At 66.3% G+C, this 20,042-nt stretch carries 16 protein-coding genes; 6 read left to right on the forward strand and 10 right to left on the reverse strand.

Annotation, left to right across the window (positions count from 1 at the left end; translation table 11 throughout):
* Positions 1-2: 2 nt before the first annotated feature.
* The 6 genes from recN to AACX88_RS15505 are packed head-to-tail and all read right to left on the reverse strand — an operon-like array spanning position 3 to position 7,074.
* On the reverse strand, positions 3-1,706 hold the full coding sequence (gene recN / locus AACX88_RS15480; RefSeq protein ID WP_339393765.1) for a DNA repair protein RecN: 1,704 nt from the start codon (positions 1,704-1,706) through the stop codon (positions 3-5).
* Complete coding sequence (locus AACX88_RS15485; RefSeq protein WP_211979132.1) at positions 1,707-2,648, reverse strand: NAD kinase; 942 nt, start codon at positions 2,646-2,648, stop codon at positions 1,707-1,709. It abuts the gene before it with no gap.
* The gene (locus AACX88_RS15490; protein ID WP_339393766.1) at positions 2,645-3,556 is read right to left on the reverse strand and encodes a TlyA family RNA methyltransferase; all 912 of its coding nucleotides are present in this window, start codon (positions 3,554-3,556) and stop codon (positions 2,645-2,647) included. The genes AACX88_RS15485 and AACX88_RS15490 overlap by 4 nt, the downstream gene beginning before the upstream one ends.
* On the reverse strand, positions 3,553-3,735 hold the full coding sequence (locus tag AACX88_RS15495) for a hypothetical protein (RefSeq protein WP_339393767.1): 183 nt from the start codon (positions 3,733-3,735) through the stop codon (positions 3,553-3,555). The genes AACX88_RS15490 and AACX88_RS15495 overlap by 4 nt, the downstream gene beginning before the upstream one ends.
* Complete coding sequence (locus tag AACX88_RS15500; protein WP_339393768.1) at positions 3,728-4,756, reverse strand: HAD-IIA family hydrolase; 1,029 nt, start codon at positions 4,754-4,756, stop codon at positions 3,728-3,730. Before AACX88_RS15500 ends, AACX88_RS15495 begins: the two co-directional genes overlap by 8 nt.
* A complete protein-coding gene (locus AACX88_RS15505; protein ID WP_339393769.1) occupies positions 4,753-7,074 on the reverse strand; it encodes a hypothetical protein in 2,322 nt (773 codons plus the stop codon). The genes AACX88_RS15500 and AACX88_RS15505 overlap by 4 nt, the downstream gene beginning before the upstream one ends.
* Positions 7,075-7,519: 445 nt before the next feature.
* Between AACX88_RS15505 and AACX88_RS15510 the strand changes: the two genes are divergently transcribed.
* Entirely contained in the window at positions 7,520-9,004 is a 1,485-nt protein-coding gene (locus AACX88_RS15510) for an aldehyde dehydrogenase family protein (RefSeq protein WP_339393770.1), read from the forward strand.
* Positions 9,001-10,578 (forward strand): GMC family oxidoreductase, encoded by a 1,578-nt coding sequence (locus AACX88_RS15515; protein ID WP_339393771.1) that lies wholly within the window; start codon positions 9,001-9,003, stop codon positions 10,576-10,578. Before AACX88_RS15510 ends, AACX88_RS15515 begins: the two co-directional genes overlap by 4 nt.
* Positions 10,579-10,700: 122 nt before the next feature.
* Here AACX88_RS15515 and AACX88_RS15520 read toward each other — a convergent pair whose 3' ends face one another.
* A complete protein-coding gene (locus tag AACX88_RS15520) occupies positions 10,701-10,880 on the reverse strand; it encodes a hypothetical protein (RefSeq protein WP_339393772.1) in 180 nt (59 codons plus the stop codon).
* A gap of 145 nt (positions 10,881-11,025) precedes the next feature.
* Entirely contained in the window at positions 11,026-12,822 is a 1,797-nt protein-coding gene (locus tag AACX88_RS15525) for a BCCT family transporter (RefSeq protein ID WP_339393779.1), read from the reverse strand.
* A gap of 282 nt (positions 12,823-13,104) precedes the next feature.
* Here AACX88_RS15525 and AACX88_RS15530 point away from each other — a divergent pair, with 282 nt between their 5' ends.
* Positions 13,105-13,893, forward strand: a complete 789-nt coding sequence (locus AACX88_RS15530; protein ID WP_211979122.1) for an IclR family transcriptional regulator — start codon at positions 13,105-13,107, stop codon at positions 13,891-13,893.
* Here AACX88_RS15530 and AACX88_RS15535 read toward each other — a convergent pair.
* Positions 13,841-14,860 carry an amidohydrolase family protein gene (locus AACX88_RS15535; protein WP_339393773.1) on the reverse strand — a complete coding sequence of 340 codons (1,020 nt, stop codon included), beginning with the start codon at positions 14,858-14,860 and terminating at the stop codon, positions 13,841-13,843. The genes AACX88_RS15530 and AACX88_RS15535 overlap by 53 nt on opposite strands.
* Positions 14,861-14,952: 92 nt before the next feature.
* The gene (locus AACX88_RS15540) at positions 14,953-16,242 is read right to left on the reverse strand and encodes an MFS transporter (RefSeq protein ID WP_339393774.1); all 1,290 of its coding nucleotides are present in this window, start codon (positions 16,240-16,242) and stop codon (positions 14,953-14,955) included.
* Between the two features lie 323 nt (positions 16,243-16,565).
* Between AACX88_RS15540 and AACX88_RS15545 the strand changes: the two genes are divergently transcribed.
* From AACX88_RS15545 to AACX88_RS15555, 3 genes are all read left to right on the forward strand, one after another.
* Positions 16,566-17,849 carry an AAA family ATPase gene (locus AACX88_RS15545; RefSeq protein WP_339393775.1) on the forward strand — a complete coding sequence of 428 codons (1,284 nt, stop codon included), beginning with the start codon at positions 16,566-16,568 and terminating at the stop codon, positions 17,847-17,849.
* Between the two features lie 32 nt (positions 17,850-17,881).
* A protein-coding gene (locus tag AACX88_RS15550) for an IS3 family transposase (protein WP_420805736.1) occupies positions 17,882-19,059 on the forward strand; the annotation gives its coding sequence in 2 pieces (ribosomal slippage) (positions 17,882-18,148 and positions 18,151-19,059; 1,176 coding nt in all).
* A gap of 214 nt (positions 19,060-19,273) precedes the next feature.
* Positions 19,274-19,963, forward strand: coding sequence for a hypothetical protein (locus AACX88_RS15555; protein WP_339393776.1), 690 nt, complete (start codon positions 19,274-19,276; stop codon positions 19,961-19,963).
* The last annotated feature ends 79 nt before the right edge of the window (positions 19,964-20,042 follow it).

Consider the following 20,042-nt stretch of genomic DNA (forward strand, 5'->3'; position numbering starts at 1 on the left):
TCTCATGAGGCCGCGACGGACCCGGCTTTGACCTGCCGCGCTGAGTCGAGGAGTTCGGCTGCGTGGGCCTTCGCCGAGGCGGAGTCCTCCATCCCGGCGAGCATGCGGGAGAGCTCGACGACGCGTTCGTCCTCGCTCAGTTCCCGCACCCCTGAGCGCACGGTCTCCGCGTCGTCGTCCTTGACGATCGTCACGTGCGTGTCGGCCCACGCGGCGACCTGCGGGAGGTGGGTGACGACGATGACCTGGGCGTGGCGGGCGAGTTTCGCGAGCCTGCGGCCGATCTCGACGGCGGCCCGTCCGCCCACTCCGGCGTCGACTTCGTCGAAGACGTATGTGGGCACTCCGTCTTCGGCGGCGCGGACGACTTCGATGGCGAGCATGACGCGGGAGAGCTCACCGCCGGAGGCGACCTTCCCGATGTCGTCACCGCGTGAGGAGTCGTGCGGGGCGAAGGTGAGGCGGATGTCGTCGAGGCCGTGGATCGTGGGTTCGCGGTCGGCGATCTCGAAGCGCACCTGCGCCTTGGGCATCGACAGGGCGGTGAGCTCCTCGCTCACCGCGGCAGAGAACGTCTCCGCGGTCGCCCGGCGGGCCTCACTGAGGGCGGCACCGGTCTCCCGCATGGCCGCCTCGGCGGCGGCGAGTTCGGCGTCGAGCTGGTCGAGGTCGCGGTCCTCGGTTTCGAGTTCGGTGAGTTCGGCGGCCGCGCGGGTCTCGAAGTCGAGGACCTCGGCGACGGTCTCCCCGTAGGGGGCGAGCGTTCCGAGTTCGGCGCGCCGGGCTTCGGTCTCCTCGAGCGAGGTCTCCCCCAGCTCGTCGAAGCCGGAGAGGTAGGAGCTCAGCTCCGCGGCCGCGTCGGAGAGGCGCAGCACGGTGTCGGAGAGGCCCTCGCGGATGCGGACGAGTTCGGGGTCGGAGCTCTCGACGTCGGTCAGTGCGCTGATCGCTTCGTGGACGCGGTCGACGGCGGCACCGGTCTCATCGAGTTCGGAGCCCAGCAGGAGGTCGTGGGCGCCGCCGACGGCGCGGGTGATGTCAGCTGCGGCACCGAGCTTCGCGGCCAGGGCGGTGAGCGCCTCGTCCTCGCCGGGTTGGGGGCGGACTTTGTCGATCGCGTCGAGGCAGCCCTGGAGCCAGAGGATGCGTTCGCGCCTGGCCGCGGTGGAGTCCTTGATCCGCTGGACGCGGGCCTCGGTCTCCCGCCAGTGTCCGAACGCGGTCCGGTACGCCTCAGCGGCGTCGGCGAGGGCGGGTCCCCCGGCTGAGTCGAGGAGGCGGCGCTGCGCGGTCTGGCCTTTGAGTCGGAGCTGTTCGGACTGGCCGTGGAGGGTGATGAGGTCATCGGCGATCTCGGAGAGGACCCCGATGGGCACGGTCCGGCCCCCGGCGGTCGCCCGCGCCCGGCCTTTGCTCGCGACGGTGCGGGAGATGATCGCCTCGTCGTCGGCGCTGCCCCCGGCTTCTTCGATGCGGGTCTGCACGGGCTCGGGCACCTCGGTGAAGATGCCTTCGACCTCGGCCTTCTCCGCGCCTGTGCGGACGACGCCGGCACCCACCTTCTCCCCCATGAGCAGGCTGAGAGCGGAGACGAACATCGTCTTGCCGGCACCGGTCTCACCGGTGACGACGGTGAATCCGGGGGCGAGTTCGACCTCGGCTGCGGCGATGACGCCGAGGTGGGAGATGCGCAGTTCGGAGATCATTCAGCCTCCCTCGATCGGTCCCCGCCACCCGGAGACGGGGAGGCGGAACTTCGCGACGAGGCGGTCGGTGAAGGGACCGGTGTGGAGGCGGGCGAGCTTGATCGGGGACTCCGAGCGCTTCGCTTCGACCCGGGCCCCGGCGGGCAGTTCGAGGGCCCGGCGGCCGTCGCACCAGAGGACGGCGGCGAAGTCGGGGTTCGATGGGGTGATCTCCACGCCGAGGCGGGAGTTCGGGTTGACGACGAGCGGTTCGGTGAACAGCGCGTGGGCGGAGATCGGGACGAGGAGGAGCGCTTCGACCTCGGGCCACACGATGGGTCCGCCGGCGGAGAACGAGTACGCGGTCGACCCGGTGGGGGTCGCGAGGATGACGCCGTCGCAGCCGAACGCAGAGACGGGGCGGGAGTCGACGCCGAGGACGACGTCGATCATCCGGGACTTCGAGGTCTTCTCCACGGTCGCCTCGTTGAGCGCCCAGGCCGAGTAGATCTGCTCGCCCTCATGCCAGACGCTGACGTCGAGGGCGAGCCGCTCCTCGACGAGGTAGTCGCGTTCGGAGGCACGGTGGACCGCCTCGGCGAGGTCCTCCTTCTCGCTTTCGGCGAGGAATCCGACGTGACCGAGGTTGATGCCCATGAGCGGGACCCCGGAGCCGTGGAAGCGTTCGGCGGCGCGCAGGATCGTGCCGTCGCCGCCGAGGACGATGACGAGTTCGCACTTGGTCTTCCACGTCGCGAGCTGGCTGGCGCTGATGATGACGCAGCGGGAGAGGAGGTCCTGGTGGACGTCGGGGTAGGAGCTGCGGGAGGCGACGTCGAGGATCTCCTCGTCGAGGACGACGGGGGTGATGCCGTCGTCGAGGAGGGCCTTCCACACCTGGACCGCGGCGACCGCGGAGTCCTCGCGCTGCGGGTGGAGCAGCACCATGATGTACCGGCTCACGACTCTCCTTCCATGATCTCCTCGAGGCGGGCGCGGACCGCCGCCGTATCGAGCCTATCGGACGCAGGTGGGGTGGATTCGGGTCGAACACGCAGGAAGTACTCCCGGTTTCCGCTGGGTCCCGGAAGCGCCGAGGCGGCGATGTCGGTGACGCGGGCCCCTGTCGCGTCGATCGCGTCGAGGACGGAGGCGATCGCGCGGCGGCGGTCGGCGGGCTTCGTGACGACGCCGTGCTTGTCGAGGACGGAGCGGGCGAGTTCGAACTGGGGTTTGACCATGAGGAGGAGTTCGCCGCCGGGGCGGACGGTGGCCAGGAGGGGTTCGAGGAGGAGGCGCAGGGAGATGAAGGAGACGTCGGCGACGACGAGGTCGACGCCGTGGGCGGGCACGTCGGAGCCTGCGAGGGCCCGGAGGTTGAGGCCTTCGCGGACGTGGACGCGGGCGTCGGTGCGCAGGATCTCGGCGAGCTGGTCGTGGCCGACGTCGACGGCCCAGACCTCGCCGACGCCGCGGCTGAGGAGGACCTGGGTGAATCCGCCGGTCGAGGCGCCGGCGTCGAGTGCCGTGAGCCCGTCGAGGCGGTCGACGCCGAAGTCGGTGAGGGCGCCGAGGAGTTTGTGGGCACTGCGGGCGACCCACGGGTCCGGGTCGTCGACGGTAAGGGTGTCTGCGGCGGTGACTTCGACGGCGGGTTTGACCACGGTGGCGCCGTTGACGCTCACACGGCCGGCGGCGATCTCGCGGGCGGCGCGGGAGCGGGAGGGCAGCAGGCCGCGGTCGACAAGGGCACGGTCGAGGCGTGTGCGGGGCTGCGGTCCGTGCGATGGGGCGTCGTCGGGGCCGGGGTGGCCAGGAGGGATCGGACCGGGAGGGATCGGGCCGGGGTCGGTCGGGCCGGGCTGGCTCACAGAGAACCCACCTGGGCGTCGAGGTCGTCGAGGAGGGCGGAGATCGTGGTGTGCCGGTCGGCGGCCGGGGCCTCTGCGGCCGTCGCGAGATCCCGCTTCCACGCCTCGGCGGGGACGTCCTTGTTGGCGCTTCCCGGGGTGGGGACGGGGGTCCCGGGGGCGTTCGGGGTCTCAGTCATCGATCCTCCTCGGCAGGTTTCCCGGCTCAATGCTCTCACCGGCGTCGATCGCCTGCCAGGCCAGGCGCAGCGCGTCCTCGATCGCGGCCGGGTCGGTGAGTGCCGCCTCGGCGAGGTGGAGCTCCCTGCCGCCGGCGGTGGGGGCAAGCTCGACGCCGTTTCCTTCTGGTGCCTGCGGCCGCCCCATCGCGGCGTCGAGCACGCGCGGCAGGTCGTCAAGCGTCGGCAGGATGAACGTGGGCCTGCGGATCGGGTCGGCGGCCAGGGCGTCGTGGAGGTCGTGGACGCCGGTGAGGACGAGGGCGGTGTCGAAGCCTGCCCGGTTGCCGCCTTCGATGTCGGTGTCGAGGCGGTCGCCGACCATGAGCGGGCGGGCGGCGCCGAGCCGCTTCCCGGCGTGGGTCATGACGTCCGGGGAGGGTTTGCCGACGATGCGCGGTTGTCGGTCGGTGAGGCGAGAGAGCATGTCGAGGAAGGCGCCGTTGCCGGGCACTCTGCTCGCCCGGCCGACTATCGAGAAGTCGGGGTTCGTCGCCCACCAGTCGAGGCCTGTCGTGATCGCCTCGGCCGCGCGGACGATGCCGGCGTAGTCGATGTGCGGGTCGAGTCCCTGCGCGAGGGCGACGGGAGAGTCCTCGAGGGAGTCGACGATCGTCAGGCCCGCTTGGGTGAGCGCCTCGGAGAGCCCGGTCGTGCCGACGAGGAGGATCTTCGCGCCCGCGCCGTATTCCTCGTTGAGGCGGGCCGCGAGGACCTGCGGTGAGGTGATGACGTCGGTCGGGGCCGTGGGGATGCCGAGGTCGGAGATGTGGGCGGCGACGACCTCGGCGGTGCGGGTCGCATTGTTCGTCACATAGCCGACGGGGATGCCGCGGTCGTGGAGTCCGGTGATGCCGGTGACCGCGCCGGGGATGGCTTCGGGGCCGTGGTAGACGACGCCGTCGAGGTCGAAGAGCACGCCGTCGATCGGCGTCCCCGCGGGGACGCCGTGGTCTCGGGCGTGCTCGGCGGCCTCGGTCACCGATCTCCGTTCGCCGAGTCCGATCCCTCCGGCTCGTCGGTCGCGGTGTCGTCAGCGTCGGTCGCGGTGTCGTCCGTCGCGGTGTCGTCGGCGTCGGTCGCATCTGCCTCGTCGCCGTCGCTCGGCGCTTCGGCAGAGTCGGCGATCGCGTCACCGTCGGTCGCATCGGAGGCGCCCGCTTCAGCGTCATCTGCTTCGGCGGCGTCTGCTTCGGCGGCGTCTGCTTCGGCGAGGAGCTCGTCAAGCTCTGCTTCGATCTCGTCGTCGGAGACCTTGACCTTCTTCAGCTCCTTCTCGGAGACATGCGTCTTCGAGGCAGGCCGGGCCACGGTCGGTTCGTCCGCTTCGGCCACAGATGCTGCGTCGCCGGCTACGGAGTCCTCGATGGCCTCACCCGACGAGGACGGAGCATCGTCGTCCGTCGAGCCGGTCTGCCCGGCATCTGCGCTGGGGGTGCCCTCGTCGGTCGACGGAGTCTCGTCAGACGCGGTGCCGGTCGACACGGTGTCGGTCGACGCGATGTCATCCGCTGCCGCGTCGCTCTCTGCATCGGCGTCGGCATGCGCGTCAGCCTCTACGTCGGCGTCGGTGTTCGAGTCAGCGTCACCGTTCGAGTCAGCGTCAGCATCGTCGTTGCCCTCAAGATCCTCGTCGGGAATCTCTTCGACGGTCTCGATCTCGACGCCGAAGTTCGGGTCGGGCTCTTCGTCGCCGAACAGCGTTCCCGTGGCCTTCGCGGTGCGGCGGGACAGCTCTTCGTACTTGTCGGCGAGCTCGGTCTCACCGTGGAGGCGCAGCACCTCAGCGTAAGCGGACATCAGGCGGACGAGCGCACCGCTCGGACGCTGGGTGAAGTCCTCGGCCTCGATGAGCGCGCGGGCTGCATCGATGTCGCCGAGGTCGGACTTGGCGCCGGCTGCGACGATGACGAGCTCGGTGCGAGTGTCATTGTCGAGTTCGGCTTCCTTGGCCCATTCGAGCAGTTCGAGGGCCTTCTCCGGCTTGCCGCGGCCGCGTTCGGCGTCGGCGATGAGAGCGATGTTCTCGTTCGACCCGGAGATGCGGCGGTGCGTGCGCAGTTCGCGGACGGCTTCGTCGTACTTCTCCACGTGGTAGGCGGCGATGCCGAGTGCTTCACGGACGAGGCCGACACGGCCGGCACGGGCCATTGCGGCCTTCGCGTGTTCGTAGGCGCGTTCGGGGTCGACGTCGAGGAAACCGCCGGTCGCGACGAGGTGCTTGGCGACGGTCTCGGCGTTCTCCTTGTCGAGAGAACGCAGCTGGCCGCGGATCTCCTTGTCGAGTTCCTTGCCGGTGATGTCCTCGGGGATCTCGGGTTCCTGGAGGCGGGGACGGCGAGCGCGCTGCTCGCGTGCGTAGTCGCCCGTGTCGGTCGCGCGAGAGGCGCGGCGGTCATTGTTGTTGCGGCCGTAGCCGCCGCGTTCGCTGCCGCGATTGCCCTGGTAGCCGTCCCGGCGGTAGTCGCCACGTCGGTCGCCGCGGTAGCCGCCCCTGCGGTCATCATCACCGCGGTTCCCGCGGTAACCGCCCTGACGGTCATCGTCACGACGGTTGCTCTGATAGCCACCACGACGGTCATCGTCACGCCGGTTGCCCTGGTAACCACCACGGCGATCACCATCGTTGCCACGGTTTCCGCGGTAGCCGCCCTGACGGTCGTCATCTCGGCGGTTGCCCTGGTAGCCGCCACGGCGATCATCGTTGGTGCGGCGGTCTCCGCCGAATCCACCGCGGCGGTCGTCGTCGTTTCGGCGCTGCCCCTGGTAGCCTCCTCGGCGGTCGTCGTTGCCGCGGTTCCCGCGGTAGCCGCCCTGACGGTCATCGTCGCGGCGATTGCCCTGGTAGCCGCCACGGCGGTCGTCATCACGGCGATTGCCCTGGTAACCACCACGGCGGTCGTCATCACGGCGATTGCCCTGGTAACCACCACGGCGGTCGTCATCACGCCGGTTGCCCTGATATCCACCCCGGCGATCGTCGTCGTTTCGGCGCTGTCCCTGGTAGCCGCCCCGGCGGTCATCGTCACGGCGGTTGCCCTGGTACCCACCACGGCGCTCACCGTCGTTGCGGCGATCTCCGCCGAACCCGCCACGGCGGTCATCATTGCCGCGGTTTCCGCGGTAACCACCCTGGCGGTCATCATCACGGCGATTGCCCTGGTACCCACCACGGCGCTCACCGTCGTTGCGACGGTCTCCGCCGTAGCCGCCTCGGCGGTCGGAATGTCGTGGCCCGCGCGAGGACGACGAGTCCTGTCGGCGGTTGTGCTGGCTGTCTCGCGAATCCCCTTGGGCCACGATTCTCCCTATAAAGACTTTTCAATGATTCCGCACCATTCTAGTCCACGCTCGCGTCAGGCACCTTGTGGTCGGGGACACGCCCCCACCTGCATCCGCGCACCCGGATCGCCCGCTCCCCTACCCTCGGATCACAGCCGTTCCCACCTCGGAGTCCGCCCCGATCGCTCTGTTAGACTCGTCGCGAACCGATCAGAGAGCCTCGTCTTCCGGGGCGACCACCCATGCACACGCAGTCAGTGGGGTTTTCATGGCCGCAGAAACGACAGATGTCGTCAGCCTGCTTCTGCATCGGGGATTCGCAACCGCCTCGGCGAAATCTCCGTCACCGTCGACGGTTTCCTCTCCACCACCTTCAGCCCACCTGTCGGCTCATCGTGCCGGCGGCTATGATCGCTGACCACACGAACGCATCCGAACGATCGCACCAGGAATAGGAGACATCGTGCCCAACACACTCTTCATCGATGGACAGTGGGTCTCGGCCCAGGACGGCCGCACCCGTGAGATCCGCAATCCTGCCGATGACACTCTCGTCGCCGTCGTCGACGAAGCCAGCCCCGCCGACACCGAACTCGCGATCGCTGCGGCCCGCCGCGCCTTCGACTCCGGCGTCTGGTCGAGCGTGCCCGCGAGCGAACGCGGTGACTTCCTGCTCCGCTTCGCCTCCGTGCTGCGCGAGCGCAAGGAGGAATTCGCCGTCGCCGAGTCGCTGGACACCGGCAAGCGGATCATCGAGTCGCGCATCGACATGGACGACATCGCCAACTGCTTCGACTACTTCGGCAAGCTCGCCGCCAACGATGCCGGTCGCATCGTCGACGCCGGCTCCGACGCCGTCGTCAGCCGCATCTCGTATGAGCCCGTCGGCGTGTGCGCGCTCATCACCCCCTGGAACTACCCGCTGCTGCAGGCCGCGTGGAAGATCGCCCCGTGTCTGGCCGCGGGCAACACCTTCGTCCTCAAGCCGGCCGAACTCACCCCGCACACCGCGATCATGACGATGCAGGTCATGGAGGAGCTCGGGCTGCCCGCCGGAGTCGGCAACCTCATCCTCGGCGCGGGTGCCGATGCCGGTGCCCCGCTGTCGACGAGCGAGGACGTCGACATGGTCTCCTTCACCGGCGGCCTCATCACCGGACGTCTCCTCGCCGCCAACGCCGCCGCGACCGTGAAGAAGGTCGCGCTCGAGCTCGGCGGCAAGAACCCCAACGTCGTCTTCGCCGACGCCGACCTCGATGCTGCCCTCGACAATGCGCTCAACGGCGCGTTCGTCCACTCCGGCCAGGTGTGCTCGGCCGGTGCCCGCCTCATCGTCGAGGAGTCGATCGCCGAGGAGTTCGTCGACAAGCTCGTCGAACGGGCCTCCCAGATCCGCCTCGGCGGGCCCTTCGATCCCGATGCCGAGACCGGACCGCTCATCTCCGCCGCCCACCGCGACAAGGTGACGAAGTACGTGGAGAAGGGCGTGGCCGAAGGTGCCCGTGTGCGCTGCGGCGGCAAGTGGGGCGAGGGCGACCTCGAGAACGGCTACTACTACCTGCCCACCGTGCTCGACCAGGTCGAACGCGGCATGTCCGTGGTCTCCGATGAGGCGTTCGGTCCCGTCGTCACGGTCGAGACCTTCTCCTCCGTCGACGAGGCGGTCGACACGGCCAACGACACCATCTACGGCCTGGCCGGCGCCGTGTGGACGCAGGATGCGGGCAAGTGCCAGGAGGTCGCGGCGAAGCTGCGCCACGGCACGATCTGGATCAACGACTTCCACCCGTACCTGCCGCAGGCCGAATGGGGCGGTTTCAAACAGTCCGGGTTCGGGCGTGAGCTCGGACCCACCGGCATGGCCGAGTACCAGGAGGCCAAGCACATCTACCACAACCTCGAGCCCGCCGTCACCGGCTGGTTCCCCGTGCACACCGAGAGCGAATGAGGAGAGTCCCCGTGGATACCACGCACAGCTTTGACTACGTCGTCGTCGGAGGCGGATCGGCCGGAGCCGCGGTCGCCGCTCGCCTGAGCGAGGACCCGAACGTCACCGTCGGCCTGCTCGAGGCCGGCCCCACCGATGTCGACGAGGACGTCATCCTCCGCCTCAACCGGTGGATGGAGCTCCTCGAATCCGGGTTCGACTGGGACTACCCGATCGAGAAGCAGGAGCACGGCAACTCGTTCATGCGCCACGCGCGGGCGAAGGTCCTCGGCGGGTGCTCCTCGCACAACTCGTGCATCGCCTTCTGGGCGCCGAAGGAGGACCTCGACGAGTGGGAGACGAAGTACGGGGCCACCGGCTGGGGGTCGAAGGACACCTTCGGCCTGTACAAGAAGCTCGAGAACAATGAGCTGCCCGGAGACCACCACGGCCATGACGGTCCGGTGCGCCTGATGAACGTGCCCCCGGTCGACCCGTGCGGCATCGCGCTCCTCGAGGCCTGCGAGCAGGCCGGCATCCCGAAGGTGCAGTTCAACGAGGGCGAGACCGTCATCAACGGGGCGAACTTCTTCCAGGTCAACCGCAAGGACGACGGCACCCGGTCGTCCTCATCGGTGTCCTACCTGCACCCGATCCTCGACCGTGAGAACCTCACGATCCTCACCGACACCCAGGCCAAGGAGATCGAGTTCGACGACGAGAACAACGCCACAGGCGTCCTCGTGGTCAACAACGCCTTCGGCAAGACCCACCGCATCGAGGCGAAGAAGGAGGTCATCGTCTCCGCCGGTGCGATAAACACCCCGCAGCTGCTCATGCTCTCGGGCATCGGTCCGGCAGACCACCTCGCCGAGGTGGGAATCGAGACCCGTGTCGACGCGCCGGGAGTCGGTGAGAACCTCCAAGACCACCCCGAGGGCGTGATCTCGTGGGAGGCGAAGAAGCCGATGGTCGAGGACTCGACGCAGTGGTGGGAGATCGGCATCTTCTCCCCCACCGAGGATGGGCTCGACCGTCCGGACCTCATGATGCACTACGGTTCGGTGCCCTTCGACATGCACACCGTGCGTCAGGGCTACCCGACCTCGGAGAACACGTTCTGCCTCACCCCGAACGTCACGCATGCGCGGTCGCGGGGCACGGTGCGCCTGCGCTCGTGCGACTTCCGGGACAAGCCGCTCGTCGATCCGCGCTACTTCACCGATCCCGACGGTCACGACATGCGCGTGATGATCGCCGGCATCCGCAAGGCCCGGGAGATCGTCTCGCAGGATGCGATGTCCGAGTGGGCCGGACGTGAGCTGTTCCCCGGCACCGAGGCGCAGACGGATGAGGAGCTCGAGGACTACATCGTACGCACCCACAACACCGTCTACCACCCTGTGGGCACGGCGAAGATGGGTGCGGCCGACGACGTCTCGGCGCCGCTCGATCCGCAGCTGCGGGTCAAGGGCGTCAACCGTCTGCGCGTCGTCGACGCCTCGGCGATGCCGGAGATCACCACCGTCAACCCGAACATCACCGTGATGATGATGGGTGAGAAGCTCGCGGAGATGATCAAGTCCGGGCAGTGATGTCCCGCTGATCGCCGAGGCTGTGGCTGCGCAGGCGGTCGGTGACCGCCCACGTGCTGTTCGCGTCGCGGGGCCGGTCGTTCACCAGTGAGGTGAGCGGCCGGCCCTCTGCTGTGCTGCGGTCACTCCGCCTCGGGGCCACCCTGGTCGTCGGGACCGTCGGGTTCAGGGCCATTGGGCTCGGTTCCGTCTTCGGAATCGGCACCGTCTTCAGTCTCGAGCGTCTCTTCCGAGGACTTGAACGTCTCGAACCACCAGCCCAGCAGTTCTCCGCCGGCCGATAACACTTCGCCGATGTCCATCGAGAGCTCCCTTCCGGAACCTCGTCGTGCAGGCTTCGAACATGGCCCAATCCCGGTGGGAACCGAGCCTAGCGCTTCCGCACCCGAATCTTCTGTGCTTCCGAATTGCGTGCCTCCATTATTCCTGGGGCATGCCGGACCCGCCTCAACCCGACTCCCCCTTCGGTCGGGCTTTGCTCCCGGTGCGACTGGCCAATGTGCTCTGCCGCTTCGACCGGGCACTGCGCTTCGCAGACTCGTCGACATATGGGTCCCGGAACTCCGGTGCAGGTTCTACGGGTTCGGGCGCGACGACGGTTTCGACCGAGTCGTCGTACTCGTCGTTGAACTCATCGCCCGCGTCCTCGCGGCGTTCGACCTCCTCGGGCGGGAGCACCTTCTTCCACCGTCTCATCCGCACCCTTGGCAGCTCCCCTGCATCTTCGCGAAGCGCGCGCATGAGTGCATAGATCTGGAAGTAGGCGATGACGAAGAAAGGCAGTCCGACGAGGATGATCGTCGACTGCAGCGCTTCGAGGCCACCGGTGCCGGAGAAGACGAGCAGGGTTGCGGTGACCACGGCGATCGCGAGCGCCCAGAAGATCCGCTGCGGCAGCGGGTTGAAGTCCTCGTGCCCGTTGTTCATAGTGTCGACGACGAGCGCAGCCGAGTCGACGGACGTAACGAAGAAGATGACGACGAGGAGGATCGCCACCGTCGAGACCGGTCCTGCCAGCGGATAGTTCTCGAGGAAGGCGAACAGCGCTCCGGGGATGTCACCCTGGTTGACGACGCGATCGACGAGTCCTCCTCCCTGGTTGAATTCGATGTCGAAGGACGCGTAGCCGAATACGCCGAACCAGACGACTGAGAACGCCGAGGGGATCGCGAGCACGCCGATCACGAATTGGCGGATAGTACGTCCCCGCGAGATGCGGGCGATGAAGATGCCGACGAACGGAGACCACGTGATCGTCCATGCCCAGTAGAAGACCGTCCAGCTGCTCTGCCAGCCGGTGTCGGCGAAAGTGTCGTTCCACAGGGCGAGCTGCGGCAGCTGTTGGATGTAGGTGCCCAGCGATTCGAAGATCCCGCGCGCCATGAACAGCGTCGGTCCGAGAACGATGATGAAGATGAGCAGCAGGATCGCGACGACGATATTGATGTTCGACAGGACCTTGATACCCTTGTCCAGGCCCAGGGACACCGAGATCGTCGCGAGTCCGCAGACGACGCCGATGATGATGAGCTGCCACAGCGCGCTTTCCGGAATGCCGAAGAGCTGAGCGAGCCCACCGTTGATCTGCAGCGTCCCGAGCCCGATCGAGACCGCGACGCCGAAGACCGTGCCGATGATCGCGACGACGTCGATAGTCTTGCCGATGGGACCATGGATCCTCTCGCCGAGAATGGGCTGGAAGATCGAACTCACCCGCGGCGGCAGGTTCCGTTTGTGGATGAAGTAGGCGAAGCACAGCGCCGGCAGCGTGAAGATCGTCCACGTGTGCAGGGTGAAGTGGTAATAGGTGAAGTTCATCGCGTCGACTGCCGCCTCGACGGTGCCCGGTTCGATGCCGGTGCTTGCCCGCGGCGGATCGCCGAGGTGGCTGACCGGTTCGGCGACACCCCAGAACATCAGGATCGACCCGATCCCGGCAGCGAAGAGCATCGCGAACCAGGCACCGTTGGAATGCTCCGGAGGTTCGTCGTCGGGACCGAGTTTCGCCCGCCCGTACCGAGAGGCGGCGATGTAGATGAGGAAGACGAGGAAGGCGGTGACGCCGAGGATGTAGAACCATCCGAGGTTGCGCAGCAGCCAGTCCGAGGCCGCGGAGACCCCGGTGTCGAGGGCGTCGGTGAAGAGGATCGTGCCGAGGACGAAGAGGGTGATCACGGCCGCCGAGGAGAAGAAGATGATCGGGTTCGTCCGCAGACGCAGAACATCGTGCAGTCGGGTGAGCATGAGCTGGACCTTCCGTTGATGTGTGCTCACCACGCTATCGAAGATGACGAGAATGACAACAACTCGTATTGCTGCAAACTGTTGCATCGCCGCATCCCACCGAGCCGGAGACCGCTTCAGCACTGCACTGAGATCCACGGGACCGCCTCGGCGATTCATTCACTCTGCGTCTCGATCAAGACGCGATCGGCTCTGTGTTTCGGGCCTATTCGACTCTAGGCTGGAGGGCACACTGCACGAGCGGCCAACCGCTGAGGGGACCGACACCGGATGGAATCGACGATGGAGAACCTCGACTTCCGTGCGCTTCCGAACACGTTCATCCAGTCGATCGATCGTGCGCTGCTCATCGTGAAAATCCTCCGCGATTCCGCGCCGCTGCCTCTGCAGGAGATCACCGCGCGCACGGATCTGTCGCCGTCGACGTGCCACCGGATCCTGCAGATGCTCGTCTACCGTGACTTCGCCGTCCAGCTCGATGATCGGCGCTACACGGTCGGACCTGCCGTCACCGCGCCGCTGCGGGTCAGCGATGAGTTCCATGCGCTGCAGGAGAACGCGCGCGAGCCACTGCGGCGGCTCGTCGAGGAGATCGGTGAGACGTGCAACCTCATGGTGCGCACCGGAACCAGCGTCCGCATCGTCATCTCGATCGCCGGCAGCACCGAACCGTACGTCGGGAGTCGGGAGAATGCGGTCCTGCCTGCGGCGACGACTGCGGGTGGGCTCACGCTGCTCGCACAGCTGCCCGACGAATGGCTCATCCGGGTCTTCTACAACCAGCAGCGCGACCCGGCCTCACCGCTGCGGCGGCACTTTCCGACAGCCGCGGACTTCATGCGGATGATGGAGCAGGTGCGCTTCGACGGGTACGCGCAGGTCTCGGGTCTCACCGAGCGCGGGGTCGATGCTCTGGGCTTCTCGCTCGGCCGGTTCCAGTCGGTCGAACCGGTCGCCCTGAGCGTGGCGACCCCGAGCGTGCGCGCCGCCGTACTTTCGGCGACGCGCACACATGAGGCTATCGCCCGGTGTACTGCGGAGATCGAGGAGCACGCGCCTCGACCGGACTGAGTCCGAAGAGCCGCTGCGCATTCCCGGAGGCGATCTTGTGCTTGTCACGATCGTTGAGTTCGACCCGGTCGAACCATGTCGCCGCTTCCGCCATCGACTCGAACGGGTAGTCGGCGGAGAACATGATCCGATCCGCACCGACCTCCTGGATCGCGTTGAGCAGGGTCGGGGTGCGGAAGTTTCCGCTGGTGGTGAGGTAGAAGTTCGTGCGCAGGTAGTGCCCGAAGGAGTGTTCGACGTCGAGGCCGCGTGGGGCGACGGCGAGACGGTGGTCCGTGCGCCAGATGTTGTACGGCAGAAGCTCGCCGAGGTGGCCGAGGATGATCGTGAGATTGGGGTGACGGTCGAAGAGGCCGGATCCCATGAGACGCAGCGCGTGGGTGCCGGTTTCGACGGAGAACGCCCACGATGATCCGTACAGCCACGGGTGCCCGTCGTACTGGGGGCTCTTCGAGGCGAGCGGATCGCGCGGGTGAAGGTAGACGGGGACGTCGAGTTCGGCGACGGTGGCCCAGAACTCTGCGTAGCGGGGATCGTCAAGATAGACGACCGTGTCCTCGTCGCCGACTTGGGAGAAGCCGTTGATGAGGGCGCCGACGAGGCCCAGGTCGTTTACGGAGCGTTCGAGTTCCTCGGTGGCGCGGTACGGGTCCTGCATCGGCAGGGCGGCGAAGGATTCGAACCGGTCGGGGTTCGCCGCAACCTGGTCAGCGGCGTAGTCGTTGAGCCTCTGCGCCCAGTCGACGGCCTGCGTGCGGTCGTGCAGCGATTGGATGCCGGGGGCCAGCAGGGAGAGGATGACCTTCTCGATCTCGAGCTCGTCCATCTGCCGCAGTCGAGCTTCGTGGATGTCGAGCAGTTCGGCGCGTCTGCCGGGCCAGGCCTGCGGGGTGAAGTGCTCTTCCGACTGCTGGACGATGTTCGGGTCGGTGGCGCCGAAGTGCTCTTCGAGGGCGATCTTCTTCATGGTTGCTCCTAGTTTGAGGGTGGTGGTGAGCTTCGGGGTGGTGTTGGGGTCGGGGCGCCTCGACGATGAGGCTGGCGGGACCGCCTCGGCGATCAGGCCGTCGGGACCTTCGATGCGTCCGAGTCGACCGCCTCGTCGCCGGTGCCGAGTGCGGCACGGCGGATGACGAGGATGAGGGCGACCATGAGCACGGCGGCGATGATCGCTCCCCCGGCGAAGACCGAGTACACGGCCGCGACCCCGGCGGCGGTGCCGATGAGCAACCCGCCGGCCTGCGGGGCGAGGACCGCGCCGAGCCTGCCCATGCCCAGCGCCCAGCCGAGCGCGGTGCCTCTGACCTGCGCCGGATACGTGTTGTTGATCGCGCCGATGATCAGGCACAGCGAGCCGTGGGTGCCGATGCCGGCGACGACGAGGAGGAGGTAGGTGACCGTGGTGGGCAGTTGGTCGGAGATCATCACGACCATGGCTATTCCCGTTGCGGCTGTGGCCACCGAGGCGGCGGCGAGTGAGCCGAATCGTGTGCCCGCCCAGGCAGTGAGGATCGAACCGATGACCGCGCCGAGGTTGAGGGAGAGGGTGAAGGTCAGCGCGGATCCGAGGTCGTAGCCTTGGGTCTCGAGCAGGCGGGGCAGCCAGGTGCCGAGTCCGAACCACACGAAGAGCACGGCGAGTGCGGCGATCGCGAAGAGGACGGAGATGAGCGCGTACGGGCCGGCGAAGAGGGAGCGCTTGGCGGTCGCCTCGGCGCCGGCACGGGCGGTCTCATCGGCCCGGGAGGGCAGGTATTTCAGGGCGAGGGGGATGATGAGGAGTGAGACGAGGGTGAGGAAGAACATCCATCGCCATCCGAGGGTGGGGATGACGATGAGGCCGGTGAGGGCGGCGAGGACGCCGCCGACGGGGACGCCGGACATCATGATGGTGGCGACGGTGGCCCGCCAGCGTGGGGCGACGAGGCCGGCGACGAGGGCGTTCGAACTCGGGAGGAGGCCGCCGAGGCCGACGCCGGCGAGGAAGCGGAGAATGCCGAAGAGGACGGGTGAGTCGACGGCGCCGCAGAGGGCGTTGAGGACGGTGAAGGCGATGGTGCAGGAGATGACCATGCGTTTCTGTCCGAAGCGATCACCGAGGCGGCCGCCGAAGAGGGCGCCGATCATCATGCCGACGAAGGCCAGGGAGCCGAGAGTACCGATCGAGGCGTTGGTCAGGCCCCAGCCGGTGGCCTCGATGAGCGAGGTCTGGACGGTGCCGTAGACGATGAGGTCGTAGCCGTCGGAGACGACCAGCAGCCATGACACGAAGATCGCTGCGATCGGGACCAGCTTGGTGCCGTGTTCGTTGAGCGCGGACGGTGTGCCCGCGGGGTTCGGAGTGCTCATTGCCATCTCTTCTCAGATCCTCACCGTTGAGGTGCGCATGCAGACTCTCTGCGACGCAATGGACGTTACGGGCAAATCGACGGTCGGCCCCACGAATTCACTACCAATTCCATATCGTGAAAATGGTCTCAAACCGACCCTGCTTTCCAGCAGCGCGCCCAGGCGAGTAACGATTGTGCTCCGGGTTTACCAAACTTAGACAAGCGCGTGACCTTACGTTGCCCCAAGTCGACCGTTGAATTCGGCAGAATTGCAATCCAAGATCGTGGTCACGGTCCGGATGGAAACTCGTTCAACGGACAAGTCACACCGAGGAGGCGATCGTGGCTCAGCCCGATCAAGCAACAGCAGATATCGTGGCGGCAATCGAGAAGTCGATCGAAGCCGCAACGGAAGACGGCGACGAGCTCACTGACGAGGAGCTCGACGACCTCATCGAGAAACACCTGCCAGACATGAGCGCTGATGCAATCTCATCGACAGTTGAAGCGATTGCGACCATCCACTCTTTGTCCATACGGGGCGTCAGGTCTTTTGGACCTGAACAGACCTTGCGACTCTCAGAGGGGCTGACTGTGATCTACGCGGGCAACGGCAGGGGGAAGACCAGCCTCACCGATGCTCTGGAACTCGCCGTTCACGGCGATACTTCAAGACGAATCGGCTTGCCCAATGCAACTACAGAGGTGAAGGACCAAGTCCACATAACTCATCGGACGTCGAATGGCAAGCACGGTGCTAGCGGTCCCCCGCGCGTGCGAATCGAATTCCGACGGAGAAACGAGCTCGCAGTGGCCACCTGGACCGAATTCGGTGCGCCCGCACCCAATCATCCTGACATTCAGATCCTTCCCCGACGTCTCCTTCGTGAGCTTGTCAACGCGAAGCGCACCGAACGCGCCGCGCCGCTCGGCATAGCGCTCGGACTCAGCACCATCGAAACGTGGTCGGCAGTTGCGGATGAGCTTCGCAATCGGTCGAAGCAGCTAAAAGATGACGTCGTGGATCACCTCCAGCTGCTCCTGGCCGAACTGTCTGGCGAGGTGGGCGTTGCAGAGGCCAACCGTTGGGCGAACGAACAAGGCGCACATCCAGACATCTTCGCAGTGCCGCCCCCGCCAGCACCATGGCAACAGCTCGCCGACGACCTTGAGAGGGGTGAACGCACCCCGCAGAGAACAACAAGCATGTCCTCGGAACTCGAAGCGTTCCTTCGACAGTTCCTTGAGATAGCCGAGCCAGGAGTCACGTGTCCCGCATGCACCATGGCCGTAGTTCCGGACGACCGCATCGCAGACATCCAGCTCTCACTCGCAGAGTCGCGTGAAACTCGCGAACAAGCCGAACTGCAGAAAGCCCTACAGGCTCGCAGGACCGAACTTGAAGCCTCCCTTGCCAGCTGGTTACGTGCCACCTCACCCACAGATGAGGCATCCGCCTCTCGAACGGATGATTGGACCGAAGCGCGACAACGCCTCGAAGAGCTATTAGGAAATGCTGACGACTCGCGTGGATCAACTTGGTGCACTGACGTTGCTGATTCCCTGGCGAACATAGAAGTCGTTCGAAAGGGCGTGAGGAACGAATCGGTGACAACTGATCGTTAGTGCCGGGAGGCGCTGGCGGGGAGGATGTCATCATGCCCGGTCCTTATCCGAAAGAGTTCCGCGAAGACGTCGTCGCGGTCGCTCGTCGCCGCGAGAGCGGCGTCACCATCAAACAGATCGCCACCGACTTCGGCATCAGCGAAGCAACGCTGCAGAACTGGCTCCGACAAGCCGATATCGAAGACGGCAACCGTCCCGGCCAGACCGCCGCCGATGCCGCCGAGGCGCGGGATCTGAAGAAGCGGATCCGGTTGCTTGAGCAGGAGAACGAGGTGCTTCGGCGTGCGGCGGCGTATCTGTCGCAGGCGAACCTGAAACTCGGTGGCTCCCCAAAATGACGTACCCGCTCGTTGCTGAGCTCGCCGCCGCGGGGATTCCCGTGACGGTGTCGTGCCGGGTCCTCAAGCTCGCCCGCCAGCCCTACTATCGCTGGCGAAACGATCCCGTGCGGAGCGCGGACGTCCTCCGCGCGTATCGGATCAACGCGCTGCACGACGCGCACCACGACGACCCGACGTTCGGGTATCGATATCTCGCTGACGAAGCGCGGCGAGCCGGGTGGCGGATGAGCAGGCGGACGGCGTGGAAGCTGTGCTCGCAGGCCGGGATTCTCTCGTCCGCGCAACGCCGACGGCGCGGGAAGGGCAAGAAGGCCGGCCCGCCCGTGTTCGACGATCACGTCAAACGGGTGTTCCGCGCTGACGCGCCGAACCGGCTCTGGCTCACGGACATTACGGAGCACCGGACGAGCGAAGGCAAACTCTACTGCTGCGCGATCAAGGACGTATTCTCCAACCGCATCGTGGGGTACTCGATCTCGGACCGGATGACCGCGAAGCTCGCCGTCGACGCCGTCCGCAACGCCGTCACTCGCCGCGGCGAGGTCGCTGGCTGCATCCTGCACGCCGACAGAGGCAGCCAGTTCCGCAGCAGAGCGATGGCCAGCGAACTGAACCGACACGACATGGTCGGATCGATGGGCCGCGTCGGCGCCGCCGGAGACAACGCCGCCATGGAGTCGTTCTGGTCACTGCTACAGACGAACGTGCTCAACCAGCAACGGTGGGCCACCCGGCAGGAGCTGCGACTCGCCATCGTCGTCTGGATCGAGCGGAAGTACCACCGTCAGCGCGCCCAGGACACCCTCGGCGGCTTGACGCCCATCGAATTCGAAGCCAAACTGACCGAGCCGCTCACACTCGCGGCCTAAACCGAAACTGTCACCAGTTCGTTCCTCACGCCCAAATGAACTGATCTCTCGTAACACCATCGATGACGAAGCGAGGCTACGAGCTGTTGCATCCATCAGGCACGATGCTCAAGCAACGTTAGAGCAGCTTCGAGATCAAGAACATCAGCAAGATTTCCTCGCGCCCCTTCTGCACCGGGCAAACCAACGAACCAGGGCCTTACTCATTGAACGCGTGGAGCAGGAGTTCAAGGAGCTCGAACAACCGATCAATGAATGGCTCGCCATTCTCGGCCCGACCGGCACTCCGCAGATAAGATTCAGCCTGACCCAGACGGCATACCGTCCCTCACTTGAACTTCGGATCGCTGACTTCCCGGAAGCTGCCAAGCCCCCGCACGTCACAGGCCACTTCTCTGACGCCCAACTGGACATGCTTGGAATGTCTGCCCACCTCGCACGAATAGAGCGTGACCACCCGGGAGCGACGATTGTAATTGACGATCCCAGTGACATGTTGGACTCGCACTCGCGCAAAGCGCTTGCCGGCGACGGAATCGGAAGGCTTCTCGACACCAATTCCGGTCCTGCTCATCAAGTTGTCGTGCTCACACACGATGATCAACTAGTGCAAGATCTGTGGCAAGCGCACAGGGATCGAAGCCCGACAATGGTACAAGACACCATCGAAACCATCACGTCCGACGACGGCGCTGACAGCTACTCAATGTTCACCTCAAGGGATGCCGGATCCGCAGTAGCCAGGGCGAAGGAGATGATTGATCTCCACTGGAACCTCAACCAAGATCGTGTGTGGTTTCGGGGAGCGATAGCGTCGCACACTCGGCAGGCCGCTGAAATGTGCGCAAAGGATATCGGTGGTGTCATAGCGTCGAAGCAACACTCCCGGTCGGCGGGGGTCTGATCGGTGGAGTGTGCAGATGGCGCGGGTGGGGTTGTCGTTCAGCGACAGGTCGGAGATCTCGGCGGCCTCGAAAGCGGGC

It is taken from the genome of Brevibacterium metallidurans (assembly GCF_037101285.1).
Taxonomy (GTDB): domain Bacteria; phylum Actinomycetota; class Actinomycetes; order Actinomycetales; family Brevibacteriaceae; genus Brevibacterium; species Brevibacterium metallidurans.